This is a genomic window from Aeromonas sp. R10-2 (assembly GCF_040908445.1).
In the GTDB taxonomy this organism is placed as follows: domain Bacteria; phylum Pseudomonadota; class Gammaproteobacteria; order Enterobacterales; family Aeromonadaceae; genus Aeromonas; species Aeromonas veronii.
This window is the reverse complement of the sequence record NZ_JBFODS010000058.1, coordinates 12,749-37,720: the sequence shown is the minus strand read 5'-3', so window position 1 is coordinate 37,720 and position 24,972 is coordinate 12,749. Positions and strand designations below refer to the sequence as shown.

24 protein-coding genes are annotated in these 24,972 nt (G+C 61.5%); 7 read left to right on the top strand and 17 right to left on the bottom strand.

Annotated elements, in window-relative coordinates:
* Positions 1-19: 19 nt before the first annotated feature.
* From AB5Y97_RS12110 to AB5Y97_RS12100, 3 genes are all read right to left on the bottom strand, one after another.
* Entirely contained in the window at positions 20-316 is a 297-nt protein-coding gene (locus AB5Y97_RS12110; protein ID WP_005337957.1) for a helix-turn-helix domain-containing protein, read from the bottom strand.
* Positions 313-843 carry a DUF1523 family protein gene (locus tag AB5Y97_RS12105; protein WP_042053974.1) on the bottom strand — a complete coding sequence of 177 codons (531 nt, stop codon included), beginning with the start codon at positions 841-843 and terminating at the stop codon, positions 313-315. Before AB5Y97_RS12105 ends, AB5Y97_RS12110 begins: the two co-directional genes overlap by 4 nt.
* 175 nt (positions 844-1,018) lie before the next feature.
* On the bottom strand, positions 1,019-2,641 hold the full coding sequence (locus AB5Y97_RS12100) for a methyl-accepting chemotaxis protein (RefSeq protein WP_064341495.1): 1,623 nt from the start codon (positions 2,639-2,641) through the stop codon (positions 1,019-1,021).
* 232 nt (positions 2,642-2,873) lie between these two features.
* Here AB5Y97_RS12100 and AB5Y97_RS12095 point away from each other — a divergent pair, with 232 nt between their 5' ends.
* A complete protein-coding gene (locus tag AB5Y97_RS12095; protein ID WP_043818574.1) occupies positions 2,874-3,506 on the top strand; it encodes a LysE family translocator in 633 nt (210 codons plus the stop codon).
* Positions 3,507-3,579: 73 nt separating this feature from the next.
* Here the strand turns inward: AB5Y97_RS12095 and AB5Y97_RS12090 are convergent, their stop codons facing one another.
* The 8 genes from AB5Y97_RS12090 to AB5Y97_RS12055 all read right to left on the bottom strand — a co-directional run bounded on the left by AB5Y97_RS12090 (position 3,580) and on the right by AB5Y97_RS12055 (position 10,925).
* Entirely contained in the window at positions 3,580-4,788 is a 1,209-nt protein-coding gene (locus AB5Y97_RS12090; protein ID WP_201945579.1) for a sodium:proton antiporter, read from the bottom strand.
* Between the two features lie 33 nt (positions 4,789-4,821).
* Positions 4,822-5,925: a beta-N-acetylglucosaminidase domain-containing protein gene (locus tag AB5Y97_RS12085; RefSeq protein ID WP_201945578.1), complete on the bottom strand. Its 1,104-nt coding sequence runs from the start codon at positions 5,923-5,925 to the stop codon at positions 4,822-4,824.
* A gap of 43 nt (positions 5,926-5,968) precedes the next feature.
* Positions 5,969-7,696 carry a potassium/proton antiporter gene (locus AB5Y97_RS12080; protein WP_005359340.1) on the bottom strand — a complete coding sequence of 576 codons (1,728 nt, stop codon included), beginning with the start codon at positions 7,694-7,696 and terminating at the stop codon, positions 5,969-5,971.
* A 279-nt stretch (positions 7,697-7,975) separates the two neighbouring features.
* Entirely contained in the window at positions 7,976-8,122 is a 147-nt protein-coding gene (locus AB5Y97_RS12075; RefSeq protein ID WP_005337933.1) for a hypothetical protein, read from the bottom strand.
* Positions 8,119-8,808 carry a M15 family metallopeptidase gene (locus tag AB5Y97_RS12070; RefSeq protein ID WP_058058024.1) on the bottom strand — a complete coding sequence of 230 codons (690 nt, stop codon included), beginning with the start codon at positions 8,806-8,808 and terminating at the stop codon, positions 8,119-8,121. Before AB5Y97_RS12070 ends, AB5Y97_RS12075 begins: the two co-directional genes overlap by 4 nt.
* The gene (dapE, locus tag AB5Y97_RS12065) at positions 8,805-9,932 is read right to left on the bottom strand and encodes a succinyl-diaminopimelate desuccinylase (RefSeq protein WP_103250481.1); all 1,128 of its coding nucleotides are present in this window, start codon (positions 9,930-9,932) and stop codon (positions 8,805-8,807) included. The genes AB5Y97_RS12070 and dapE overlap by 4 nt, the downstream gene beginning before the upstream one ends.
* Positions 9,933-9,941: 9 nt before the next feature.
* On the bottom strand, positions 9,942-10,292 hold the full coding sequence (locus AB5Y97_RS12060; RefSeq protein ID WP_005337930.1) for an ArsC family reductase: 351 nt from the start codon (positions 10,290-10,292) through the stop codon (positions 9,942-9,944).
* 318 nt (positions 10,293-10,610) lie between these two features.
* Positions 10,611-10,925 carry a hypothetical protein gene (locus AB5Y97_RS12055; protein WP_005337929.1) on the bottom strand — a complete coding sequence of 105 codons (315 nt, stop codon included), beginning with the start codon at positions 10,923-10,925 and terminating at the stop codon, positions 10,611-10,613.
* Between the two features lie 285 nt (positions 10,926-11,210).
* Here AB5Y97_RS12055 and dcuC point away from each other — a divergent pair, with 285 nt between their 5' ends.
* Both dcuC and AB5Y97_RS12045 read left to right on the top strand, forming a co-directional pair.
* Positions 11,211-12,587, top strand: a complete 1,377-nt coding sequence (gene dcuC, locus AB5Y97_RS12050) for a C4-dicarboxylate transporter DcuC (RefSeq protein WP_103250482.1) — start codon at positions 11,211-11,213, stop codon at positions 12,585-12,587.
* 134 nt (positions 12,588-12,721) lie between these two features.
* The gene (locus AB5Y97_RS12045) at positions 12,722-13,861 is read left to right on the top strand and encodes a M20 family metallopeptidase (protein WP_058058027.1); all 1,140 of its coding nucleotides are present in this window, start codon (positions 12,722-12,724) and stop codon (positions 13,859-13,861) included.
* Positions 13,862-14,001: 140 nt separating this feature from the next.
* Here the strand turns inward: AB5Y97_RS12045 and AB5Y97_RS12040 are convergent, their stop codons facing one another.
* The 4 genes from AB5Y97_RS12040 to asnS form a co-directional block, all read right to left on the bottom strand.
* Positions 14,002-14,658 carry a hypothetical protein gene (locus AB5Y97_RS12040; RefSeq protein ID WP_113738784.1) on the bottom strand — a complete coding sequence of 219 codons (657 nt, stop codon included), beginning with the start codon at positions 14,656-14,658 and terminating at the stop codon, positions 14,002-14,004.
* A gap of 174 nt (positions 14,659-14,832) precedes the next feature.
* The gene (locus tag AB5Y97_RS12035; RefSeq protein WP_005337916.1) at positions 14,833-16,176 is read right to left on the bottom strand and encodes an anaerobic C4-dicarboxylate transporter; all 1,344 of its coding nucleotides are present in this window, start codon (positions 16,174-16,176) and stop codon (positions 14,833-14,835) included.
* 374 nt (positions 16,177-16,550) lie between these two features.
* Positions 16,551-17,306 (bottom strand): ABC transporter substrate-binding protein, encoded by a 756-nt coding sequence (locus tag AB5Y97_RS12030; protein WP_075115474.1) that lies wholly within the window; start codon positions 17,304-17,306, stop codon positions 16,551-16,553.
* A gap of 110 nt (positions 17,307-17,416) precedes the next feature.
* Complete coding sequence (gene asnS / locus AB5Y97_RS12025) at positions 17,417-18,817, bottom strand: asparagine--tRNA ligase (protein ID WP_043818544.1); 1,401 nt, start codon at positions 18,815-18,817, stop codon at positions 17,417-17,419.
* 200 nt (positions 18,818-19,017) lie between these two features.
* Between asnS and AB5Y97_RS12020 the strand changes: the two genes are divergently transcribed.
* A complete protein-coding gene (locus AB5Y97_RS12020) occupies positions 19,018-19,362 on the top strand; it encodes a hypothetical protein (protein ID WP_005359354.1) in 345 nt (114 codons plus the stop codon).
* 9 nt (positions 19,363-19,371) lie between these two features.
* On the opposite strand, the gene AB5Y97_RS12015 is transcribed toward AB5Y97_RS12020, so the two are convergent.
* Both AB5Y97_RS12015 and bioA read right to left on the bottom strand, forming a co-directional pair.
* Positions 19,372-20,184: a HAMP domain-containing protein gene (locus tag AB5Y97_RS12015; RefSeq protein ID WP_005350472.1), complete on the bottom strand. Its 813-nt coding sequence runs from the start codon at positions 20,182-20,184 to the stop codon at positions 19,372-19,374.
* Between the two features lie 176 nt (positions 20,185-20,360).
* Entirely contained in the window at positions 20,361-21,635 is a 1,275-nt protein-coding gene (bioA, locus tag AB5Y97_RS12010) for an adenosylmethionine--8-amino-7-oxononanoate transaminase (RefSeq protein WP_201945564.1), read from the bottom strand.
* A 193-nt stretch (positions 21,636-21,828) separates the two neighbouring features.
* On the opposite strand from bioA, the gene bioB reads away from it, so the two are divergent.
* Genes bioB through bioC form a run of 3 tightly spaced genes read left to right on the top strand, consistent with a single transcriptional unit; the run spans position 21,829 to position 24,918 of the window.
* Positions 21,829-22,917, top strand: a complete 1,089-nt coding sequence (gene bioB / locus AB5Y97_RS12005; protein WP_201945562.1) for a biotin synthase BioB — start codon at positions 21,829-21,831, stop codon at positions 22,915-22,917.
* Complete coding sequence (gene bioF, locus AB5Y97_RS12000; protein ID WP_201945559.1) at positions 22,914-24,110, top strand: 8-amino-7-oxononanoate synthase; 1,197 nt, start codon at positions 22,914-22,916, stop codon at positions 24,108-24,110. The genes bioB and bioF overlap by 4 nt, the downstream gene beginning before the upstream one ends.
* Positions 24,103-24,918 (top strand): malonyl-ACP O-methyltransferase BioC, encoded by an 816-nt coding sequence (gene bioC, locus AB5Y97_RS11995; protein ID WP_201945557.1) that lies wholly within the window; start codon positions 24,103-24,105, stop codon positions 24,916-24,918. The genes bioF and bioC overlap by 8 nt, the downstream gene beginning before the upstream one ends.
* Positions 24,919-24,972: the final 54 nt, after the last annotated feature.

Genomic DNA, 24,972 nt, shown 5'->3' with positions numbered 1-24,972 from the left:
TTGCAGAGCGGTTCCCGGATCAGGGATAGCTCAACGTCTCTTTGATAAGCGGCAGTTGAGCCTTGATCCACGCCGGATTGATGGGCCCCCAGTCGCTGATGCGGTAGTGCCCCTGTAGGTGGCGAGCCCCTTCGGTCTGCTCGAAGGCGCAGCTGATATCGAGTTCGGCCAGCGCCGTCAGGGTATCCTGCGCGGTGCGGCGCGGCATGCCGGTCGCCTCCATGATGGCGGGCACCGTATCCGTGCCCTGGCTGATCAGCCAGGCCACGTAGAGGCGGCGGTAGAAGCTGGTGCGGGTCTTGCTCGGCTCGCTCATAGCTCGTCCTCGAGACGATCGAAGTAGCGCCAGGTTGCGATGGCGGCTTTGCCCATCACCAGTGCCCAGAGGCCGAACCAGAACCAGCGGAAGAAGCTCCAGGTGGAGGCGTCAGGCTCGGTGCTCTCAATCTTGGTGACGTTGGGGAACATGGAGAACATGTTGATGCGCCAGCCGTAGGAGGTAATGATGGCCAGGCGTTTCTCGAACTCCATCGACTTGGCCTTGGCCTGGACGTCGGCGGCGTTGAACTTGAAGTAGAAGGGCCAGCCCCACTCGGTATCTTCATTGCGAAACACCCGGATCTTCTCGCCGGGGCGCTCGGTGTAGATGTAGTAGACATCGGTGGTGGGGCCGTCAGCCGGGTTCTTCTGGCTGATGGGGCCATCCTTGTCGGTGCGCTTCACCTCGACCCCGGTGATGGTGGCGATGGTGTGCTCCGGCAGGTAGTAGTCGAGCCAGGCGGCGGAAATGAGGGCGATGAGCCCCAGGGCGATAAAAGCGGGTTTCTTGAATCTCAGGCTCATGGTGTGCTCACGTGAGGGGGAGTAACGTGCCTCTACCATACCGATATTTGACAGGGCAGCCCAGCCCCTTATGGCACCAACGGCCAAAAAATGGCGTTTAAAACAGAGACAAAGCCATTGCTCCATCAACAAGAAAGGCCCTTGCGGGCCTTTTTGTCTGGTTCACTTTGTGCGCTTACAGCTGGAATTGGGCCAGCTGCTTGCGTTGCTGCTCGGCGAGCTGGGAGAGTTCGTTGCTGGCACTGGCGCTCTGGCTGATACCAGCGGAGCTCTGGCTCACGATCTCGTGAATATTGGTGATATTGCGGTTGATGTCGGCAGTGACGCAGGACTGCTCCTCGGCGGCGGTAGCGACCTGGGCGTTGGCGTCGTTGATCTGGCGCACGGCACCGGTAATGCCGCTTAGCAGATCCTGCACCTGAGCGGACAAGCGCTGGTTATGGCTGAGGATCTCCAGAGTCTCCTGCACGCCGTTGTTGGCGGATTGGGACTGGCTCTGCAGCCGCTCGATGATGGCCTGGATCTCCTTGGTGGAGTCCTGGGTACGGGCCGCCAGCATTCTCACCTCGTCGGCCACCACCGCAAAACCACGACCCGTTTCACCGGCACGGGCCGCTTCGATGGCGGCATTGAGTGCCAGCAGGTTGGTCTGCTCGGAGATCCCCTGAATCACTTCAATTACCTTGCCGATCTGCTCGGACTGGGATTTGAGCTGGGCCACGATGGCGGCGGCATCTTCCAGACTGCCTGCCATCCGGCTGTTGGCGGCGATGCTTTCGGTAAAGAGGGCGAGCCCCTGTTCGACCCGGCCATTGGCATCCCGCGCCAGCTCATCGGCGATGGCGGCATTGTGGTTGACATTGTCAGCGGTGCTGGAGAGTTCGGTCACGGCGGAGGCGACCTGTTCGATCTCGCTGTGCTGCTGCTTTGCATTGGCCTCGGACTGGGTCATCACGGCGGCCAGCTCGGTGGCGGCGGAGGCGACGCTGTTGCTGATCCCGGTCAGGTTCTCGATGGTGCTGCCAAGTTGCCCCAGAGTGAGGTTGATATCTTTGGCCAGACGGGTCAGTTCGTTGTTGCCTTCCGCTTTGGCGCGCACGTTGAAGCGCCCTTGCGCCACGGCGTGCATCACCTCTTGCAGCTGACTGATGGGGCTGACGATGCGCCCGGAGAGGACCCAGCCACAGATCAGCGCCGCCAGCAGGGTACCTGCGGTGAGCAGCAGGGTACGCAGCAGGGTGGCGTCGTAGTGGGCCTGCTCTTCGGCCAGCTCTTGCTGGATCAGCTGGTTGATGTGGGCGGACATGCTATCGATCTGCTTGATCAGCTGTTCACCCAGCTCGCGGAAATGGAGGCGAGCCGCCTCGTAGGCGACCGGATCGCCGCCACCCTGATGTTTTTGCGCCAGCAGCGGCAGCATGTTGCTGCGGGTATGGCTGAGGTAGGCCTGCAGGGCGGCAGCGACCTGACGGTTATCCTGCTCGGCACCGGGGAGCACCAGACGGCCGAGGATGGCGTTGATCTCCTGCTCGGCGCTGTTGAGGTTTGCGGGTAGTGCGGCAAACAGCTTGGCATCGTAGAGGCCATAGATGGCGCTGGTGCGCAACCGGTAGGTGGCGTGGATCAGTTTGGCAATATCGTCCTTGTGCTGAACCACGGTCTGGGTCGTCTCATCTATGTCATTGATGGCTTCATCCAGACCCTGTTTACTGATGGCGATCATCACCATCATCAGCAGGCTGGCCAGCAGCAAAGGTATCAAGACCTGGACACGTATTGATAGATTATTCAATGACATAAATGGCTCTAATCCGGAATTGGAGGAGCAGACATCTTACACATGCACGTCAGGAGCTGTCACAGGCTTTTATTGCTGAAATGTGCTGAAGAAAAGGTTTTTTCTTGTGAGAAAGGAGCCGTTTAGGCATGATTGAGCGCTTTATCCCCTGAATATGTGGTACAACTTGCTGGGTTGTGTCAATCCTGTCCCGTTTTCGTGATTTCCCGCTCTCGTCATATGGAGGTGTGTTGTGTCCAGCTGGATCGATCCGGCCATTCTGGCTCTGTTTATCCCGACCTTTTTCTTTGTCTCGGTGACCCCGGGCATGTGCATGACCCTGTCGATGACTCTGGGGATGAGCTTGGGGGTGCGCCGCACCCTGCACATGATGTGGGGGGAGCTGATCGGGGTCGGGCTGGTCTCGGTGTTGTCGGTGATCGGGGTGGCAGCCATCATGCTCAACTATCCGGGGATCTTCGCCGCCTTCAAATATGTGGGGGGCGCCTATCTGGTGTGGCTCGGCATCCAGATGTGGCAGGCCAAGGGGAAGATGGCCATTCCGGCGGATCTCTCGGCCGGTCAACAGACCAGCGCCATGGGGCTGGCGCTGCAGGGTTTCGTCACCGCCATCGCCAACCCCAAAGGGTGGGCCTTCATGATCTCCCTGCTGCCCCCCTTTATCTCTGCCGACAAGCCGATGGTGCCGCAGATCAGCGCGCTGGTGGCGCTGATCCTGGTCATCGAGTTCTCCTGCCTGCTGCTCTACGCCAGCGGTGGCCGCACCCTGCGCCACTTCCTCGCCAAGAGCGGCAACGTCACCCTGATGAACCGCATCGCCGGTACTCTGATGCTGGGGGTGGGAGTCTGGTTGGCGCTTGGTTGAGCGCTGTCAGTGACCCGCACCAGACAAGAAAAATGCCACCGGTCGGTGGCATTTTTTATGGGCGCAGGGTGGCTCAGCGAGGCTTGAAACGCTCGACCCAGGGGTTGGCGGTGAGGCCGTGCAGGATGACGCTCAATATGATGGTGCAGAGCACGGTGGCGATGATGGGACGCTGGCCAATCAGGGCAGGCTCGTTTTGCAGCACCATCACCGCAAAGACGATACTGGCAAGGCCCCGCGGGCCGAACCAGCCGATAAAGAGCTTGAGCTCCGGCTTGAGGTCGGTGCCGATGAGGCTCAGCCAGACCGGTAGCATCCGTAGCAGGGTGAGGCTGGCAATGGCATAGATCCAGTATTGCCAGTGCAGCAGCTCGGGCAGGATGGGCATCAGGGTTGCGCCAAACACCATCCAGATCACCACGGAGAGCAGGTCGCCGTAACCTTCGCAGCTGTCCATATAGGCGTGCTTGTGCTCGCCGAGCCGGTGGCCGATAAAGAGGCCGCCGACAAAGGCGGCGATAAAGCCGCTGCCACCGAGAGTCTGGGCCAGTGCAAAGCAGAGCAGGGCCAGCCCCGGCATGGTGAGCTGGCGCCAGAGCGGCAGTTGCCAGCCGTTGAGATAGGAGATTTTCAGTAGCCGAATGGTGAAGCTGGTCAACACAAAAGCGACCAGCAGGCCAATGCCGATCTCCTCCAGCATCAGGGTGATGGCCAGCGTTGCTGTGCCTGCATGCTGCTCGGTGGGGGCGATAAGGGCCAGCAGCAGAAGCAGCACCGGTACGCAGATGCCGTCGTTGAGGCCGCTCTCCTGATTGAGCCCTTCACGCACCGGTGCCGGCACCGCGGGGTTGCTTACCACCGCCTTGCCGAGCGCCGCATCGGTGGGCGCAAGAATGGTGGAGAGGATAGCCATCTCCAGCAGTGGCAGGTCGGGGAAGATCCAGTGGCCAAACAGGGCACCACAGAGCAGGGTGAGGGGCAGGCCAATCAGCAGCAGCCGGATGGGGAGCTGGCGGTTGGCCAGCAATACATGCCAGTTGGTGTTGGCGGCATCGTTGAACAGCACGATGACTAGCGTCAGCTCGGCCAGCAGCTTGATGCCGGCGCTGTCGATAGAGAGGGAGAGCAGCTCAAGCCCGCCCGGCCCCAGCAACCAGCCGGTCAGCAGAAAGAGCAGGGGGCCGTTGACCAGTTTTGACTCGAAGCGCCCCGCAATCAGGCTGTAGATCAGCAAGAAGGCGGCGATCACCGCCAGATTCTGGTAAAGCAGGTGTGCATCCATACAACCTCCTTTCTGCCCCCCGCAGGGGGCGGTTTAGTCGGTCAGGCAGTCGGGGTCGAACACATACTCCCCGTCCAGCCAGCGCACGATTTCGTCTACGCAGGATTGGTCACGAAACGGCAGATAGCGCGCCTTGAGGGCGGCAATCTGCTCGGGGGTGAGCTGTGCCAGCCCCAGATCCTGAAACAGCGGCAGGTCGGCCTCGATCATCGCCGAGATCTGCGGGCCGCAGGTGGCGTTGAGGGCGGCATGCAGCGCCTTGTCGGGGTCGTACTGCTTGCCGAGTCGGTAGCTCATCGGCAGGGTGGCGAGGGGCAGGGCGGAGAGCGCTGCCTGCTTCATCGGGTTGACCGCGTGGCCAGAGATCAGCTCCGCCAGCTCGGCAGGGCGATTCTCGAAGGCGCGCAGGTGTAGGTAGCTGCTCGCCTTGCTGCCATCGTTGACCGGGTAGTTGTCCCACAGGAACGGCTTGCGGCCGAGCAGTTCGGCCACCTGCTTGAGGTGGCTCGCCGGATATTCGCTGGAGCAGACCTTGGGGCCGGTCCAGAAAATCTCGAAACGGCGGTCGAGCTGCTCGCCAAGCTCCTCCAGATAGCGGAGAGGCATGGCGCCAAACACCTTCTCCAGTACCGGATCGGTCGAGTAGTAGCTGGGGCAGAAGATGAGGCGGGTCGCCTTGCTGTGGGCCGCGATATCGTGGGCGATGGTGAGCTGGTGACGGGCCAGGTCCGGGGTATCCCCCTTCATATCGTCAAACAGCACCGCCAGAATATCGGGCTGGAGCATCTCGTCGATGAGGCGCACTTTCTCGAGCAGTGCCGGGCGCTGCCGCTCATAGTCGTGATGCGCCCCCATGGGGCTCAAGCCCACCCCGAAGGCGAGCCCGTTGGCGCGGCACTGGCGCGCCAGTTCGGCGAGATCCGCCAACTGCTGTTCGGGCCAGGGGAGGGCCCAATGCTTGCGCAGATAGCCATCCTCTTTCGGGGCGTAGATATAGAAGCCGTAACCGTGGCGCGGCAGCCACTGGGCATAACGGGCGCGGGCCTGCCAGCTCCATCCCTTGCCAAAAAAGCCTTCAATCACCCCCAGATTGGCAGCGGGGGGCAGGGGGCCGGATAGCAAACTTTGATATGGCATAACTCTCTCCCTTCTTGCTGGGGACTTGATACGGGACGGTCGGTCAGACCGGGTCCTCTTCCTGAAAGCGCACCCCGATCTTGCTCGGCACGCTCTCGTCCATTTCGGCCACGGTCCAGATCAGGCCCTGCCATTCGATGTTGTCACCGACCACCAGATTATCGCCCAACTGGCTGGCAATAAAATCGCCCAGTGTCTGATCCGCCACCTCGCTCACATCCAGCCCGTAGAGAGGGGCGAGATCCACCAGCCGCGCGGCTGCTTCCAGCAGGAAGTCACCGAAGAAGCGGGGGCCGAGATCCTGCTCCGGCGCCTGGCTAAAGAGCTGGCCGAGGGCAGGGAGGTCACGTTCGTGACCGATCACGCAGAGGATGTCATCGGCCTGCAGACAGGTACTGCCTGAGGGGTGGAGCAGCTCGCGGCCACGAAACAGGGCGCAGATCCGGGTGCCGGTGGGCATCTGCAGATCCCGCAGTGGCGAGCCGATGCACCACTTCTCCTCCCCCAGTTGGTAGACGAAGGTCTCCCACTGGCTGTCGAGATCGATCTCGAGTCCGGAGCGGTTGATGGGGGACGGTGGTGCAGGTACTTCCACCCGCGCCAGTTTTGATGCCAGCGGTAGCGAGCTGCCCTGCAAAATCAGCGAGACCAGCACCACGAAGAAGGCGACGTTGAAGTAGAGCTGGGCGTTGGGCAGCCCCGCCATCATGGGGAACACCGCCAGAATGATGGGCACGGCGCCGCGCAAGCCGACCCAGGAGATAAACCAGCGCTCGCGGGGGGCGAAGTTCTTGAACGGCAGCAGCCCGATCCAGACCGACACCGGGCGGGCAAACAGGATCATCCACATCGCCAGCGCCAGCGCGGGCAGGGCGATGGGCAGCAGCTTGTGGGGGGAGGCGAGCAGCCCCAGCACCAGAAACATGCCGATTTGGCTGAGCCAGGTCAGACCGTCCAGCACCGACAATGTGGTGCTGCGGCTGCGCAGGGCGAGGTTGCCGAGCAACAGACCGGTGAGATAGATGGCGAGAATACCGCTGCCACCGACCGCCGTGGTGAGGGCGAAGATCAGCAGGCCGCCGCTGACGGTGAGCAGCGGATAGAGTCCCGGCGCCAGACGGGCGGTGTTGATGAGGCGCCACAGCAGCCAGCCGCCGCCAAGGCCAATCCCGGCGCCAAGACCAAACTGCTTGACCAGTTGCAGCAGCAGGAAGCCCCCATCCAGCCCTTGCTGGGCGGTGGCGAGCACCTCGATCAGGGTGACGGTGAGAAACACCGCCATGGGGTCGTTGCTGCCTGACTCTATCTCCAGGGTGGCGCTCACCCGCTCGTTCAGACTGCGTCCGCCGAGCAGGGAGAAGACTGCCGCCGCATCTGTGGAGCCGACGATGGCGCCGATCAGCATCCCCTGCATCAGGTTGAGGTCAAACAGCCAGGCGGCGGCGAGACCCGTCAGGCCGGTGGTGATAGCCACCCCGACTGTAGCGAGCGACAAGGCAGGCCAGAGCGCCACCCGGAACGAGGAGACCCGGGTGCGCATGCCGCCGTCGAGCAGGATGATGGCAAGCGCCAGGTTGCCCACCAGATAGGCGATGGAGTAGTCAGCGAAGTGGATACCACCTGGGCCATCCTCACCGGCCAGCATGCCGACGGCGAGGAAGATAACCAGAATGGGAATACCGAGGCGGGAAGAGAGGGCGCTCAACAGTACGCTGGCTCCCACCAACAGGGCAGCGACAAAAAAGAAACTGTTGATGGTAGCGGCATCCAAGGGCGAACTCCTTCCTGGTAATGTGCAAAGTAGGCACATTATATGCAGTTAGGCCCCCCTTGTGTGGCTTATTTGTGCATCAATTTGCACTTTCTTACATTTTTCATCCCTTTTTTCAGCATGGCCGCGCCATATTCTGACAGTGACGGGGTTAACGAAAGCGGAGTCAAAGGAGCGTCGATTTCAGGATGCGCAGGGAGGAGATGGCGGGGAAGTGCGAAACGGCACAGCAGAGGGAGAGGGGAGCACAAGGGCGCTCCCCACGGGATGGGGCAGGATTCAGTCGTCCTCGTCATCCTTCACTTCGCGGATCTTGTCCTTGTAGTTGGGCAACTGCTTCTCCAGCCGTTTCATGTCTTTGATGGCATTGAGAAACAGCCCGAGCAGAAACAGCAGCGGCAACCCTATCCACAGCCAGAGATTCATGGGATTTTCCTTTCGTCAGGACAGGTGGTGACATAACGGGCCAAAATTTCATCAAGATTGGCCAATATGGTTGACTTGCCTTCAATATCCGCCTGTTGCAGGCAAAGCGCCAGTGCTGCGGGATCGAGCCGCTGCTCATCGGACTCCAGCGAGAAGCTGATATGCCAGGGCTCGTAGGCGACCCCGCTCTCTGCCCCGACCGGCTTGGCATAAGGGAGGAAGAAGCCGAAGTCGCTCATATGGTCGCTGAGCCACTCGCTGAGATCTGCAAACCAACCCCCGGCTTCATACTCCCAGGGCTCCAGTGCCAGTTTGGTATCGGCAGGCAAACAGTCCGGGTCGTAGATATCGAGGTCGGTCCCCCAGTGGTGACGACTGGTGCCGGGCAGGGCACTCCAGCGCAGGATGGCGTGCAGCCGCTCCACCTCGCTTAGTTGCAGGGCATCGATGGGTTGGCTGTTGGCATCGAGCAGTGGCCGTTCGCCGCGCCACTTGCCATTCCAGATGGCGAGCTGGCGCTCGAAGCTGCGCCAGCTGGAGGCAGCCTGCAGGTTGAATCCCTCATAGGCGGCGGCTACCTGCATGTCGTTGAAGGCCGCCGCGGTGGCAGCGGTCAGACGATGGGGGCCGCGCCCCACCAGAATAAGGTGGCTCTCGTCGAGCCCCAGCAGTTGTTCCTGCGTCATGCCAGCAATCTCTCGAGCACCCCTTGGTACATGTCCGCCAGCAGGTCCAGATCGTCCGCCTTCACGCACTCGTTCACCTTGTGAATGGTGGTGTTGACGGGGCCAAGCTCAATCACTTCGGCGCCGGTGGGGGCGATAAAGCGCCCGTCGGAGGTGCCGCCGGTGGTGAGCAGGGCCGGTCGCTGACCGTTCACCGCCTCGATGGCCGCCACAGCCGCATCAAGCAGCGCGCCGGTGTCGGTGAGAAACGGCTGGCCGGAGAGGGTCCAGCTCAGCTGATAATCGAGGCCATGTTTATCCAGCAGCGCTTCGACCCGCTCACGGATATCCATGTCGGTCAGTTCGGTACTGAAGCGGAAGTTGAACTGCACCTGCAGCTCGCCCGGAATGACGTTGGAGGCGCCGGTGCCGGCCGAGATATTGGCGATCTGGAAGCTGGTGGGGGGGAAGTAGGCGTTGCCCTCATCCCACACGGTAGCGGCGAGTTCCGCCAGCGCTGGCGCGGCTTTATGAATGGGGTTGTCAGCCAGATGGGGATAGGCGACATGGCCCTGCACCCCGCGTACCAGCAGATCGCCGGTGATGGAGCCGCGGCGGCCGTTCTTCACCACATCCCCGACCACGGCGGTGGAGGAGGGCTCGCCGACGATGCACCAGCGGATCTTCTCGTTGCGGGCCTCCAGGGTGTCGATCACCCGGGTGGTGCCATTGATAAAGGGCCCCTCCTCATCGGAGGTGATGAGAAAAGCGATGGACCCGGTGTGATCCGGATGCTCGGCCACAAAGCGCTCGACCGCCACCACCATGGAAGCCAGCGAGCCCTTCATGTCGGCGGCGCCGCGCCCGTAGAGCACACCATCCTTGATGGTCGGCTCGAACGGCGGGGTGTGCCATTTGTCCAGCGGCCCGGCGGGCACCACGTCGGTGTGGCCGGCGAAGCAGAACAGCGGCCCCTCGCTGCCGCGGCGGGCCCAGAGATTGGTGGTGTCCTCAAACACCATGGGCTCGATAACGAACCCGATCCTGGCGAGGCGCTCCGCCATCAGGGTCTGGCACCCTTCATCGAGGGGGGTAACGGAGGGGCGGCGGATCAGATCCTTGGCCAGTGCGATGACATCCGACATCAGTTGTCCTTAACGGGAGAAGAGGGATTGGTAGTGATCAGCCTTGAAACCCAGAGTCAGTTCGCCGTCACGGTCGAGCAGCGGGCGCTTGATCATGGCCGGATGTTCCAGCAGCAGGGCGCGCGCCTTGGCGGTGTCGAGCCCCTGTTTGGCCTCATCCGGCAGGGCGCGGAAGGTGGTGCCGCGACTATTGAGCAGGGCTTCCCAGCCGAGTTTTGCCAGCCAGCTGTCCAGATCGTCCGGATTCAGGCCGTCGGCGCGGTGGTCGTGAAAGCGGTAGTCGATACCGGCCTCATCCAGCCACTTGCGGGCTTTCTTGATGGTGTCGCAGTTCTTGATGCCATAGAGGGTGATGGCCATGGGGAGTCCTTCTCTTGTGGGCGCTGGCCGTGGCCGCGCTCGAAAATCCGAATCAACGCAGTGCAAGGGCCCGATTCTGGCATTGTGGCAATCCCATGGCAACGCCGATGGTCTGGCTCGCGGGTTTTACCGGAACTGGTCACACCTGAGCGGCGCTTTTGAGATCAAGATCAGAAGCGGTGCGGCGGGTATGCCCGATGGGGTTGGGTATTGCGGGAGAAGAGCCGCTATTGCAGGAGAAAAAGAGAAGGGGGCAAACACCAGATAGCCAAAACGCGCCAGCGGGCGCGTTTTGGTTGGCATTATCAAGCACCTCAATCAGTGCAGGGTGGTCCATTCATGGTCAAAGACCCGGGCCCGTTCCCAGGGTGCATCAGGCAGGCTGGAAGAGAGGCCAGTGTATTTGCCCACGTCGTCCACCACGATGGCGGAGAGGATCGGCAGGTTGTTTTCGGTGCAGTACATGCGGATGCGTTGCAGCAGGGTGCGCAGTTCATCCTGGCACTGCTCCAGCCCGGCCTGCTTGGCCAGTTTGGAGTAACGAATGGTAGTGCGTTCCTTTGCAGACTCGACGAGGATGTCCCACAGCTTGTAGTCGCAGGTCGAAGCACCTGCGGTGGCTTGGCTTGTCATAACTCTCTCCGGCGCGAAATGGTCGCTATATGTCGAAGCGCATCTTCGCCAGTTCGGCGCCGTCATATGTTGATCCAACGCAAAAAAGAGGGGAGTCGCGTCACACAATTCCCGGATATGGGGTGATAAAGGTTTTCCGGTAGTTGAAATAACGAAAAATTGTTACATGGCCGACATATTATGCTAATGAATCACGGTGACGGCACCTTTATTGATAGGGATCAAAGGCAAACAGTGGTCAGATCACTAGATTTCGCTCTTCGATAAATTTATCAGGAGTGAATATTGGAACTTTTATTCGTCTTGCTCGTTCTGGTCGCCGTGGTCTACGGCATTATCAAGGATTACAACCCGCAGGCGGTGCTGGCATTGGCCGGTATGGCCATTTTCACCCTGGCCTACTGGCTGGGATTGCACCCCATTCTGCCCGCTGACAAGAGCACCGGTTTCGCCCTGTTCGATCTGTTCGAAGTGTTCAAGGGGATCTTCTCCTACCGCGCGGCGGGCCTCGGCCTCACCATCATGGCGGTGGCCGGTTTTGCCACCTACATGTCCCATATCGGGGCCTCCCAGGCGCTGGTGCGGGTGGCGGTCAAACCGGTGGCAGGCATCCAGTCCAGCTACCTGATGCTCTCCATCTGCTATCTGGTGGCGGTATTCGTCTCCCTGTTCGTCACCTCCGCTACCGGCCTTGGCCTGCTGTTGATGGTCACCATGTATCCGGTGATGCGCAACCTCGGCATCAGCCCGGCCTCCGCCTGTGGCGTCATCGCCACTTCCCAGGCGTTCGAGATTGGCCCGACCCAGACCAACGCCATCTTCTCCGCCGGTCAATCCGGCATGGATCCGACCAGCTATTTCGTTGACTACCAGATCTGGCTGGTGGCCCCCATGCTGCTGGTGACCATGGTGCTGCACTTCTTCTGGCAGCGTCACTGCGATCGCAAGGATGGCTGGGATCCTGCGCTCCATCGCGGCGATCACGCCGAGCTGGACGAGCAGGGCACCGAGAGCGTGCAGGCGCCCACCTGGTATGCCTTGCTGCCGATCATCCCCTTCGTGCTGATGATGACCTTCTCCAAGCTGCTGGTGAGCGACATCAAGATGAGCGTGGAGGTGGCCATGCTGCTGTCGGTCTTTATCGGCATGCTGTGCGAGCTGCTACGTAGCCGCTCGGTGCGTACCGCTTTTGCCGGGCTCTCCAGCTTCCTCGATGGCATGGGCAAGGTGTTTGGCCCCGTGGTGGCGCTAATCGTCTGTGCCGAGCTGTTTGCCGAATCTCTCAAGGCCATCGGCGCCATCGACACCCTGCTGCACTCTGCCAGCAATGCCGGTATCGGCAGCGGTCTGATGACCCTGGTGATGGTGGCGCTGATCATGGTGGCGGCGGTCATCATGGGCTCCGGCAACGCGGCGTTCCTCAGCTTCTCGACCCTGGCACCGGCGGTGGCGGCCAAGTTTGGCGTACCTGCGGTGACCATGCTGCTGCCGATGCAGCTCGCTTCCAGTATCGGCCGCACCGTCTCCCCCATCGCAGCGGTACTGATCGCCTGTGCGGGGATTGCCAAGGTATCGCCCTTTACCGTGGTCAAGCGCACCAGCGTGCCGATGGCGGGTGCGCTGGTGACGGCGTTGACCCTCAACTATCTGCTGTTTATGTAGTGATGTGGGTTATGTAGTGGTGTTTGGAATTTACCGGTCGGGCGGGTGGCATGGCTGCCCGCCTTTTTCTCACTGTGTCGCATTGTTGCAATAGACGATCGGCCATCAACGCTGATTGTTGCATGGAGAAGATAATGACAGTTGTAAAGAGCCCGTTTTCCCTCGATAGCTATCTGGCCGATCTGGCCCCGCTCATCAACCTCGATTGCGGTACTCGCACCCCGGCCGGGGTGGCGAAGGTGGCCGACATCATGACCGAGAAATATGAGGCCATCGGCTGGCAGGTGACTCGCCACCAGTTTGCTGCCGAGTGCGGCCCCTGCCTCGAGATCACCAATGCGCCGGGTGCCGATCACTACGACGTGATGCTGTGCGGCCACATGGATACCGTCTTCCCCGAGGGGACGGCGGCCAAACGCCCGCTGAACATCGAAGGCAATCAAGCCTTTGGCCCCGGCGTCTCGGACATGAAGAGCGGCTTGCTCTCTATCTGGTATGCCCTCAAAGAGATGGATCCGGTATTGCTTGCCAAGCTCAAGGTGCTGGTCTGCTGCAACTGCGACGAAGAGATTGGCTCCCCCTGGTCGAAAGATTGGCTGGTGGAGAAGGCCAAACAGAGCGGCTGCGTGCTGGTGGCTGAAGCTGCTCGCCCGAGCGGAGATCTTATCAGCGCCCGCAAGGGCAATGCCAAGTACCGCATCACCTTCCACGGCAAGGCGTCCCACGCCGGTTCGGCCCTGACCGAAGGGATCTCTGCAATCACCGAGCTGGCGCACTGGGTGCTGGCCATCAACGAGCAGGTCAACATGACCACGGGCACCACCATGAACGTCGGCGTGGTACAGGGCGGCACCGGCGTCAACGTGGTGCCGGACTTTGCCGAGGCGATCGTCGATCTGCGCTTCTGGAGCAACGAAGAGGCCGCTGCGGTACACGATCGGCTCACCTTTATGGCCAACAACCCCTTCCTCGCGGGCTGTCGGGTCGAGGTGGATCGCCAGACCTTCAAGCCGGCGATGCGACCGAGCGGTGACACCGAGGCGCTGATGGCGCTGGTGGAGGCGGCAGCCAAGGAGGAGGGGATCCCCTTCAACTGGCTGGAAGCCGGTGGCGGCTCGGATGCCAACTTCACCGCCGCCGCGGGGGTGCCGTCGCTGGATGGTTTCGGCCCCATGGGCGGCGGTTTCCACTCGGAGGCGGAATTCCTGCTGCTGGAGAGCATCGAGCCGCGCATCCGCCTGCTGCAGCGGGTGCTGGGCAAGCTGGCGAAATAAGCCGGTTTATCCCTTGTTCGGGTCGTCATGGCCCGCTCAAAACTGGTCCGCTCAAATCCAAACGGGAGGCTGTTGCCCCCCGTTTTTTTATCTCGATTTTTCGCGCTAGCTGAGTGAGTTGGCCAGATGGCTTGCGGCCGTTACCCCTGCGGTTCGGCCAGATAGGCCAGGTGATCCTGCCGCGCCACCTGCCAGCCATCGAGGCGCAGCGGGGTGGCAAAGCCCGGGCCGTCGGTCACCATGGTGTGGTACTCCCCTTGCTCGCCGCAGGCATCGAAGCCCTCGTGCTCGGCCCGTTGCTGCAACTCGGTCAGGGTGGCCGCATCCAGCATTCGCCCGGCCCATTCCGGCGCCAGCACCCGGGTATCGATGCAGGAGAGGTGGGCGACGATGCCGCGGGCCAGCATATCCGCCAGCAAGGCTTGGCGAGATTGCTGCCAGAGCGGGGTATGGACGGTGAGACCAAGCGGGCGGCAGCGCTCGCGGATCCAGTTAGGCGCACCGCCCACGCTGTCGATATCGCCGGTGACTACCCCATCGAGTTGCCACTCCTCCTTGAGCCGTGCCAGTGCCCACTCATAACCGAGATCGAACGGCGCTTCTATGGTGACCAGCAGATGGGGCAGCCCGAGGGCTTCCGCCTGACGGCGCACCAGCGGCAAGGGGTGAGCGAGAAATCGGGGCTCTGGCGGCGCAAAGGTGGCCAGTGCCACCACCTGATGGCCCGCTTGACGGGCATGACAGAGGGCCAGCATGGCATCTTTGCCACCGCTCCAGAGCAGGATGACGCGAGACATGGATGAGATTCCAATGGTGAACGAGGGGGCATGCTACCCAGCGGCGTGGGCAGAGGTAAAGGTATTGTGTCCGGAAATGGCGGCGGGGAAGTGGTTGAGGTAACTGAGCGGGGAAAAAAGCAGGCCCCCGAAGCGGGGGCCTGTATTGCAATAGCGTGGTAAACGCCGCTGCGATTAGAGCAGGATGCTGGTCAGGATAAAGCCCAGCGAGCAGGAGGTCACCACCCCGATCAGCCCCGGAATGATGAAGCTGTGGTTGATGATGAACTTGCCGATGCGGGTGGTGCCGGAGCGGTCGAAACCGATACAGGCCAGATCGCTCGGGTAGGTCGGCAGCACGAAGTAGCCGTAGCTCGCCGGCAGGAAGGCGATCAGCAGCTTCGGCTCCACACCCAGTGCCAGACCCATGGGGGCGATGGCGGTGAGGGCGGCGGCTTGGCTGTTTACCAGCTTGGAGATGAGGAACAGCACCAGGGCGTAGGTCCAGGGCTGGGCCTGTACCACATGGGCCAGGGTCTCTTTGAGCAGCGGCATGTGGGCCTGGAAGAAGGTCTCACTCATCCATGCCACCCCGAATACGGAGAAGATGGCGACCATGCCTGCCTTGAAGACTGCACCGTTGGCGATCTCGCCCGGCTTGACCTTGCAGCGCATCAGGATGATGGCACCGGCGATCAGCATCATCATCTGGATCACCAGGTTCATGGAGAGCGGGCCAGTTTTGTCCTTGATGGTGAACACCGGACGCAGACCTTCGTTGGCTCCGAGCAATACCACGGCAGCGATGGCGGCGAAGAAGATCCAGGTAGACCAGTAGGCCTCTTTCGGGAACTTGGTGTTGAGCAGGGTTTCACCACCGCCGTAGATGAAGGCACGCTGCTCCGGGTCTTTGATCTTGGCCTGGAACTCTTCGTCCTTGTCCAGATCCTTGCCGCGACGCAGGCTCCACAGGGCCGCCACGATGACACCGGTCAGGGAGGAGGGGATGGCGATCATCAGGATGTCGAGCAGGCCGTAAGCCTGACCGATACCGTGACCGGCCGCCAGAATGGAGACCATGGAGACCACGGCAACGGAGACCGGGGAGGCGCAGATGGCCATCTGGGAGGCAACGGAGGCGACAGCCATCGGGCGCTCGGGGCGGATGTTCTTCTGCAGCGCGATGTCAGCGATGATGGGGAACATGGTGTAGACCACGTGGCCGGTACCGCACAGGAAGGTGAGGGTCCAGGTGGTGAGCGGCGCCAGGATAGTGATGTATTGCGGGTGACGGCGCAGCAGACGCTCGGCCACTTGCATCATCAGGTTGAGGCCACCGGCAGTCTGCAGGGTAGCGGCACAGCCGATCACCGCCAGAATGGTCAGCATTACCTGAACAGGCGGTTCGCCCGGCACCAGGCCGAAGACGAAGGTCAGCAGGAAGAGACCGATACCACTGATGAGACCAAGTCCCATGCCCCCAAAGCGGGTACCCAGCAGCAAGCAGCCGAGTACCACTAAAAATTCCATCAAGATCATTCCGTTACCTCGTGTGATTCAACCCATATTGCCGCGGGTAGCCTGAACCATGAATTGTCATTGTCTGTTTTATTTAGCCCAAAAGGGTTAGTTGCTATTCTGCTCCCCTGAAAAAGTGAAAAAATTGAGTTACTTCAATAACTCGATGAATTTTTGATTAAACCACTTAAAAACCACGTACTAATAAACACATCATTTTTGTCACCAAGTGGTATCACTCGGGGCCAAGCCAGCGGGAGGTCATGGTGGCAGCACAGTGCGGCAACAGGGCTGCAGGGGAGGGGCATAAAAAGGGCTCGATTGCGGCAGAAGAGGGGGAAAAAGCCAGCGCTCAGGCTATTTTTGCCAGCAAGGGCTGACTTCGGTGGGTTGGCTCACTTGGCCGCAGGTGCTTGCTGCAGATAGCGGCGCTGATAATCCTCGCTCAGCTTGGCAATATCCAATCTGGCAATGGCCTGTGCCACCCGTTGCTGCAACGCCTGCTGATCGGGGCGAAACATGATGTGCAGGCTCTTGTGTTCGAGGATCTTCGGGTGAAATTGCAATCCGGCGCTGCTCAGCTTGCGATCATGGTTGATGAGCCAGTGAAAGACATCCCGGTCGATCACCGCCAGATCGAGCCGGTCGCGCTGTAATTTGCGCAGGTTGAGCAGGTCTGCATCGACGGCGGCAGTGTTGAGGCGCTTGCTAGCCATCAGGGCATCGAATTCACGGGTGTTGACGTATCCCTCCACTACGCCGATCCGGTAGGGGGCGAGATCCGTGAGCTGCTGCCAGGGGATGGGGGGGCCTGAGCGCTGCGCCATGCCCAGCACACTGTCGCCTACGCTGGCGGAGCTGCGCCACAGGGTGGGCAGGGTGTCGGAGAGGTACTCGGGAAAATAGCCGCTATAAGGCTGGGTCGGGTCGGCCGCCAGCCGCACTGCCCGTTGCCAGGGGTAGAAGTCGAATGTCACCTCCAGTCCCGCTTCGGCAAAGGCGCGCTTGACGATATGACCGGTAAGGCCGCCATCGGGCAGGCTCTGGCTGGTGTAGGGGGGCCACTCCAGGGTGGTCAGACGAACGGGCTCGGCCCACAGTTGAACAGGCATGCAGGACAGCAGTAGCGAGAGCAGCAGGCGATATCCCATAGGCGACGAGTTCCTTGTGCCGGTTGATCCTGAGTATCACCCATAACGGTGACAATAAAAAAGCCGACCCGCAGGTCGGCTTTTGCAATGCAGTGGCAAGATGCCGCTGATCAGAACTCGGCGGTACGTGGAGTACGCGGGAACGGGATCACGTCGCGGACGTTGCCCATGCCGGTCACGTAGACCACCAGACGCTCGAAGCCCAGACCGAAGCCGGAGTGCGGCACGGTACCGAAGCGACGCAGGTCGCGATACCACCAGTAATCTTCCTTGTTCAGGCCCATCTCGGCCAGACGGGCATCCAGCACGTCCAGACGCTCTTCACGCTGGGAACCACCGATGATCTCGCCGATTCCCGGTGCCAGTACGTCCATCGCGGCAACGGTCTTGCCGTCGTCGTTGAGGCGCATGTAGAAGGCCTTGATATCTTTCGGGTAGTTCTTCACCACCACCGGAGACTTGAAGTGCTCCTCGGCCAGATAGCGCTCGTGCTCGGAGGAGAGATCGATACCCCAGGAGACCGGGAACTCGAACTTCTTGCCGCAGTTTTTCAGCACTTCGATGGCGTCGGTGTAGTCGATCTGGGCGAAGTCGGAGGAGACGAAGCGCTCCAGACGGCCGATGGCATCCTTGTCCACGTGCTGGGCAAAGAACTCCAGATCGTCGCGACGCTCGGTCAGTACGGCGTTGAAGACATACTTCAGCATGGCTTCGGCCAGTGCGGCGTTATCTTCCAGATCGTTGAAGGCCACTTCCGGCTCAACCATCCAGAACTCGGCCAGGTGGCGGCTGGTGTTGGAGTTTTCAGCGCGGAAGGTCGGGCCGAAGGTGTAGACCTTGGAGAGTGCGCAGGCATAGGTTTCGGCGTTCAGCTGGCCGGATACGGTCAGGAAAGCCTCTTTGCCGAAGAAATCTTCGTTGTAGTCCACCTTGCCGGCGTCGGTGCGCGGCAGGTTTTCCATGTCCAGAGTGGAGACGCGGAACATCTCGCCGGCACCTTCGGTGTCAGAGGCGGTGATGAGCGGGGTCGCAACCCAGAGGAAACCCTCTTCGTGGAAGAAGCGGTGGATGGCTTGCGCCAGGCAGTGACGAACGCGGGTCACGGCGCCAACGATGTTGGTACGCGGGCGCAGGTGAGCCTGTTCACGCAGGTATTCGATGCTGTGGCGCTTGGCGGCCATCGGGTAGGTGTCCGGATCTTCGACCCAGCCGACTACCTTCACCTCGGTCGCCTGCAGTTCGAAAGCCTGGCCGCTGCCCTGAGAGGCGGCAACCACGCCGGTCACTTCCACGGAGCAGGCAGTGGTCAGACGCAGCACTTCATTCTCGTAATTGGCCAGGGTATTGGGGACAACTGCCTGTACCGGATGGAAACAGGAGCCATCGGAAATGGCCAAAAATGAGATCCCCGCCTTGGAATCACGGCGAGTCCGGATCCACCCTTTGACAGTTTGGGTGGTGCCGACCGGATACTTACCGGCCAGCACATCTACTACGGATGCGTGCGTCATCGAAATATTGTCTCCAGCTTGTTCTTGCAGCGCTATTTGCAACACTAGGGAGTCTGGCCCGGGCACAGATGGCCCACCATGGCAGACTAAGCCGTCAATCTTACCCGCGCGGGTTTGATAAACAAGCAAAAATGTCGGACTCTGGTGGGGTTTTCGGCATGGTTCACTCAACAAGAGTGTCACGGGCGCAGGAGAGGTGGGTGAAAGATCGGCGGCATGGGCCAGATTGGCTGACACGGGTGTTGCAGGGGCTGGTGATGCTCTGCTGGGGCGGCTTTATCGTGCTGCTCTCCCTTTACCACTATGCCCGTCCCGAAATTGCCTACGGTTTTCTAGTCTATGGCGGGATCGAGGTGCGCGATTATTGGGACCCGGCCCTTACCCCCTGGCTGGTCTACGGGCTCTGGAGCTGTTGCGCCCTGACGCTGGCGGTGTTGCTGCTGGAGCGCAAGCGCAGCCGCCGTCAGGATGACTCCCGGCATGTCAATCTGGCCATCCTGCTATTGGTGCTGATCGCCAGCTTGCTCTTCTACTACGTCGGTTAAGCGCCCGCCTCAGCGGGGCTGATCCGGCTCCTGCCTGCTGGCCTTGGTGCGCTTGCCGAGCTGGCGCTCCACGCTGTCGAGCATCTGGTTGTAGGCCACCGCCACCCGGCCAATCTCGTCACCGTCATCCCCCTCCAGCCGGTGTCCGAAGTCGTGCAAGTCAGTCGCCTCTTCCATGGAGCGGGTCAACTGGTTGAGAGGGCGCACGATCCAGGTGCGGATGACCCAGAGGGTCAGCAGCAGTCCCATCCCGAAGATGCCGGTGAGGATCAGCGCCGAGGTGAGAATATTCTGCTCGACCCGGGTAAACAGCGAATCGAGGGAGTAGTCAAAGCGCACCGCACCAAGCACGGTATTTTCCGGCACCAGATGACAGCTGGTGCAGTCGGTGCCGCGAAAATCCTTCTTGGCCAGCAGCGGTCGGGTCACCACCAGACGGCTGTGCATGCCGTTGTGCACCACCTCTAGGCTCCCTTTGCCCGCCAGTGCCAGCTCATCAAACTCATCCTTTACCTGTTCGGTCTCCCGGCCCGGCCCGAACTGTTTGCTCACCGCGTCGCCACGAACGATGCGGGCATCCTCCACATGGGCATGGTCGAGAAATTTGCCGCGCAGGGTATCGCGGGCATCCATCTTGCCGGTCAGCATCAGCATGTTGAGGCCGTCGAAATAGGCTTCGGTCTGCTCGCGGCTTTGCTCCTTGATGAGGGTCAGGATGAGATCGCGCTCGCGCACCGCCTGATAGGCTGCGGAGAAGACCAGTACCATGGAGAAGATGAAGAGCAGGAAAAAGTTGATTTTGGCAGCAATGGAGAGGCGCATGAGCAGTCTTTCTTGATGGTAAAACCGCAGCAGTTTACCCCTCTTGGGGCCTCAGGTCTGGTGTTTTGCTCACATTACGGCAAGTGAAAGCGCACTGAAGTGGATAAAGTTGCCCTCTTTATATATCAAATGCCGGTAGTCAAACGGGCGGCAGCGATGGCCGCCCGCTGCATGCATTAAAACTCGCCTTCGGCGATGGCCTGACGGATGGCGCCGGTCAATACCCGTAGCTCTTCAGGGGTGATGACGAAGGGGGGCATCAGGTAGACCAGCTTGCCAAAGGGGCGGATCCAGGCGCCCAGTTCGACAAACTTGCGCTGGATGCGCGCTACATCCACCCGCTCTTTCATCTCCACCACCCCGATGGCGCCGAGCACCCGGACATCCGCGACCGCCGGGTGCAGGGTCAGCTCTACCAGTTCGGTTCGCAGCTGATGCTCGATGGTGCGCACCCGCTCCTGCCACGGTGAGGCCAGCAGCAGATCGATGGAAGCGTTGGCCACCGCGCAGGCGAGCGGGTTGCCCATAAAAGTGGGGCCGTGCATAAAGACGCCGGCTTTGCCGTCACAGATGGTGCGGGCGACATGCTCGGTGGTCAGGGTCGCCGAGAGGGTGAGGTAGCCGCCGGTAAGCGCCTTGCCCAGACACATGATGTCGGGGCTGATCCCCGCCCAGTCGCAGGCAAACAGCTGACCGGTACGGCCAAAGCCGGTGGCGATCTCGTCGGCAATCAGCAGCACACCGAACTCGTCGCACAGGGCGCGCACCCACTGCAGGTAGCGGGGGTGATAGAAGCGCATGCCGCCAGCCCCTTGCACTATGGGCTCAAGTACGATGGCGGCGATCTCTTCGTGATGATCCGCCATGAGTGTCGCCAGCTCCACCACGCACTGTTCATCCCACTCGGCGTGGAAGCGGCAGCTGGGTGCTTCGACAAAATAGTGCTCCGGCAGGAATCCCTTGTAGAGCTCATGCATGCCGCCGTCCGGATCGCAGACGCTCATGGCGCCAAAGGTGTCGCCGTGATAGCCGCTGCGCAGGGCGACAAATTTGGCTCTGGGCGTTCCCTTGGCGTGCCAGTACTGCTGGGCCATCTTGAGCGCCACTTCCACTGCCACCGAGCCGGAATCGGCCAGAAAGACCCGATCAAGCCCCTTTGGAGTGATCTCCACCAGCTTGCGGCAGAGCTCGACCGCCGGGGCGTGGGTGAGGCCGCCAAACATCACGTGGGACATCTTGCCGAGCTGGGAGGTGGCGGCAGCATCCAGCTCCGGCACCTGATACCCGTGCACGCAAGCCCACCAGGAGCTCATGCCATCCACCAGTTTGCGGCCATCGCTGAGGGTGAGGGTCACCCCTTTGGCGCTGGCCACTTCATAGCAGGGCAGGGGGTGAGTGAGTGAGGTATAGGGGTGCCAGATGTGGTGCAGGTCGAATTCTTGATTGGTCATTTGTTGTTCTTTTGTCAATTAGTTTGATCTGGTCGGTGTTGACAGTCTACGCGTGCTCTCTACACTAGCCAACAATTTCAGCCACTTGGCACTGCGCATCACCCTGAGCGCGCAGGCCCGGCGGCGGGTTTTGTGGCCGTCCATCCCAAGATGGCGGGCGCAGGATCCCACTAATAACAACCGGAAGCCATGTATGAATGCTCTCACCGCGGGCGGTCACGCCCTTCGTCATGACTGGACCCTCGCCGAGGTTCAGGCCCTGTTTGCCCTGCCGTTCAACGATCTGCTGTTCCAGGCCCAGACCGTCCACCGCGCCCACTTTGACCCGAATGAAGTGCAGGTGAGCACTTTGCTCTCAATCAAGACCGGCGCCTGCCCGGAAGATTGCAAATACTGCCCCCAGAGCGCCCGTTACCACACCGGGCTTGAGGCCGAGCGGCTGATGGAGGTGGAAAAGGTGCTGGAGCGGGCCCGCGAAGCCAAGGCCAACGGCTCGTCACGCTTTTGCATGGGGGCTGCCTGGCGCAATCCCAAAGAAAAAGACATGCCCTACATCATCCGGATGATTGAGGAGGTGCGCGGGCTCGGTATGGAGACCTGCATGACGCTGGGGATGCTCACCGCCGATCAGGCGGCCCGTCTTGGCGCCGCGGGGCTCGATTACTACAACCACAACCTCGACACCTCGCCGGAGTTCTACGGCGAGATCATCTCCACCCGCACCTATCAGGACCGGCTCGATACCTTGGAGCATGTGCGCGGCGCGGGCATGAAGGTCTGCTCCGGCGGCATCGTCGGCATGGGCGAGCAGGCGAAAGATCGGGCGGGCCTCTTGATGGCGCTCGCCAACCTGCCCCGTCACCCCGAAAGTGTGCCCATCAACATGCTGGTTAAGGTGAAGGGAACGCCGCTGGAGAACGAGGAGAACCTCGATCCGTTCGAATTTATCCGCACCATCGCCGTGGCACGGATCATGATGCCCGCCTCCCATGTGCGCCTCTCCGCCGGGCGGGAAAAGATGAACGAGCAGATGCAGGCGATGTGCTTTATGGCCGGGGCCAACTCCATCTTCTACGGCTGCAAACTGCTGACCACGCCAAACCCGGACGAAAACAGCGATATGCAGCTGTTCAAGCGGCTCGGTATTCGTCCCGCCCAGCGGGCCCAGAAGCCGGATCAGGTTCAAGAAGAGGAGCTGCTGGCCGAGGTGAGCCGCCAGAGCGAACCTGCCGAAATGTTTTATGACGCCACCCGCCCCCGTGAAGGGGCTGCGCGGTCATGACAGGCCCAGCAGTAACAGGCCCCTTTGCATTGGGCGCGGCGCTGGCCGAGCGCGAGCAGGCCAATCTGCTGCGTCGCCGCATCGCGACCGACGGGGCGAGTGGCGGGCGGCTCAGGGTTGCAGGGCGCGACTACCTCAACTTTTCCGCCAACGACTATCTGGGACTGGCAGAACACGGCGCCATCAAGACCGCCTTCAACGCGGGGATTGAGCGCTATGGTGCGGGCTCTGGCGCCTCGCCGCTGGTGACCGGGTACAGCCGTGCCCACCAACAGCTCGAGGAAACTCTGGCCGAGTGGCTCGGGGTGGAGGCGGTGCTGCTGTTCAATTGCGGTTTTTCCGCCAATCAGGCGGTGCTTAAAGCGTTGCTTGGCAAGGAACACCTGCTGTGGCAGGACAAACTCAACCACGCCTCTTTGCAGGAGATGGGTAGCCAGCTCCCTTGCAAGATGAAGCGTTTTGCCCACAACGATATGGCGGCCCTTGAACGGCAGCTTGAGCCAAATCGCGGGCTCATCGTCTCGGAGGGGGTGTTCAGCATGGACGGGGATCAGGCCCCCTGGGGTGAGCTCGCAATCCTCGCCGCCCGGAGCGGCAACTGGCTGATGATCGACGATGCCCACGGCCTCGGTGTGCTGGGGCCTGAGGGGCGCGGCACCCTGGCGGCGCAGGGGGTTCCTCCTGCCAGCGTACACATCCAGATGGGCACTTTTGGCAAGGCGCTCGGGGTTGCCGGTGCCTTTGTCGGCGGCAGTCGCGAACTGGTGGAGTATCTGGTCAACTTCGCCCGCCACTATGTCTACAGCACCCATATGCCCGCCGCGCAGGCCTGCGCGGTCAGCAAGAGCGTCGAACTGGTGCGCGCGGCTGATGAGTCCCGCGCCCATCTTGGCCAGCTGATCGCTCGCTTCCGGCAAGGGGCAAAGGATCAGGGTTGGCAGCTTGGCGCGAGCGACACCCCGATCCAGCCGCTGCTGGTGGGGGAGAGCTTTGCTGCTTTGCAACTGGCCGAGCGGCTGCGGGAGCGCTGCGTCTGGGTGAGCGCCATCCGCCCGCCCACTGTGCCAGTCGGTACGGCCCGGCTGCGCATCACCCTGAGTGCGGCTCACCGCGAGCAGGATCTGGATCGCCTGCTCGATGCCTTGGGGGTCTGCCCTGCAGTTACAACGGTTGGGGAGGCTCACTATGGCTGAGCGTTTTCAAACGGTGGACAAGGCGCAGCTTGCTCGCCGTTTCGGCGCCGCCGCTCGTCATTACGATGCCCACGCCCGCTTTCAGCAGGAGGTGGGTCAGGCGCTGTTGGAATGGATGCCAGACAGGCTGGTTGGCACTGATCTGACGGTGAGCGGGCTGGATCTGGGCTGCGGCACCGGCTTTTTCTTGCCCCAACTGGCGAACCGTTGTCACCAGCTGGTGGGGCTGGATCTCGCCCCCGGCATGCTGGCGCAGGCCGCCTTGCGTGGCAGCGGTGCTCGCCTGCTCTGCGGCGATGCGGAGCAGCTTCCTTTCGCCGATAACGCGTTCGACTGGATTTTCTCCAGTCTGGCGCTGCAGTGGTGCGAGCGTCCGGCCCAGGCTTTCGGCGAGCTGCTGCGGGTGGTCAAACCGGGCGGCCAGATCTTTTTCTCGACCCTGCTCGATGAGTCGCTCTGGCAGTTGCGAGCCGCCTGGCAGCAGCTTGATGGTCGCGCCCATGTCAATCGCTTCCTCAGCCTGCCACAATTGGAGCAGGCGCTGGCGAGCGCCGGGGTATCTGCTCCCGAGCTGCGTTGTATCACCTGGGATCTCGCCTATCTTGAATTGCCGCAGCTGTTGCGCGATCTCAAGGGGATTGGGGCCAATCAGGTCAATGACAATCAGGGGAGTGCCGCCCCGGCCGGTCTGAGCGGGCGCGCCAGATTGCAGCAGCTGACTCAGGCGTATGAGGCGTTTCGCCAGCCCGATGGCAGGCTGGTCGCCAGTTATCGGGTGTGCCTCGGCCGCCTCAGCAAGCCTCGCTGAGCGCCGGGAATCGCATTGTGTGCAGGGTAGTCAACGGGCCCTGCCAAGGAGAGA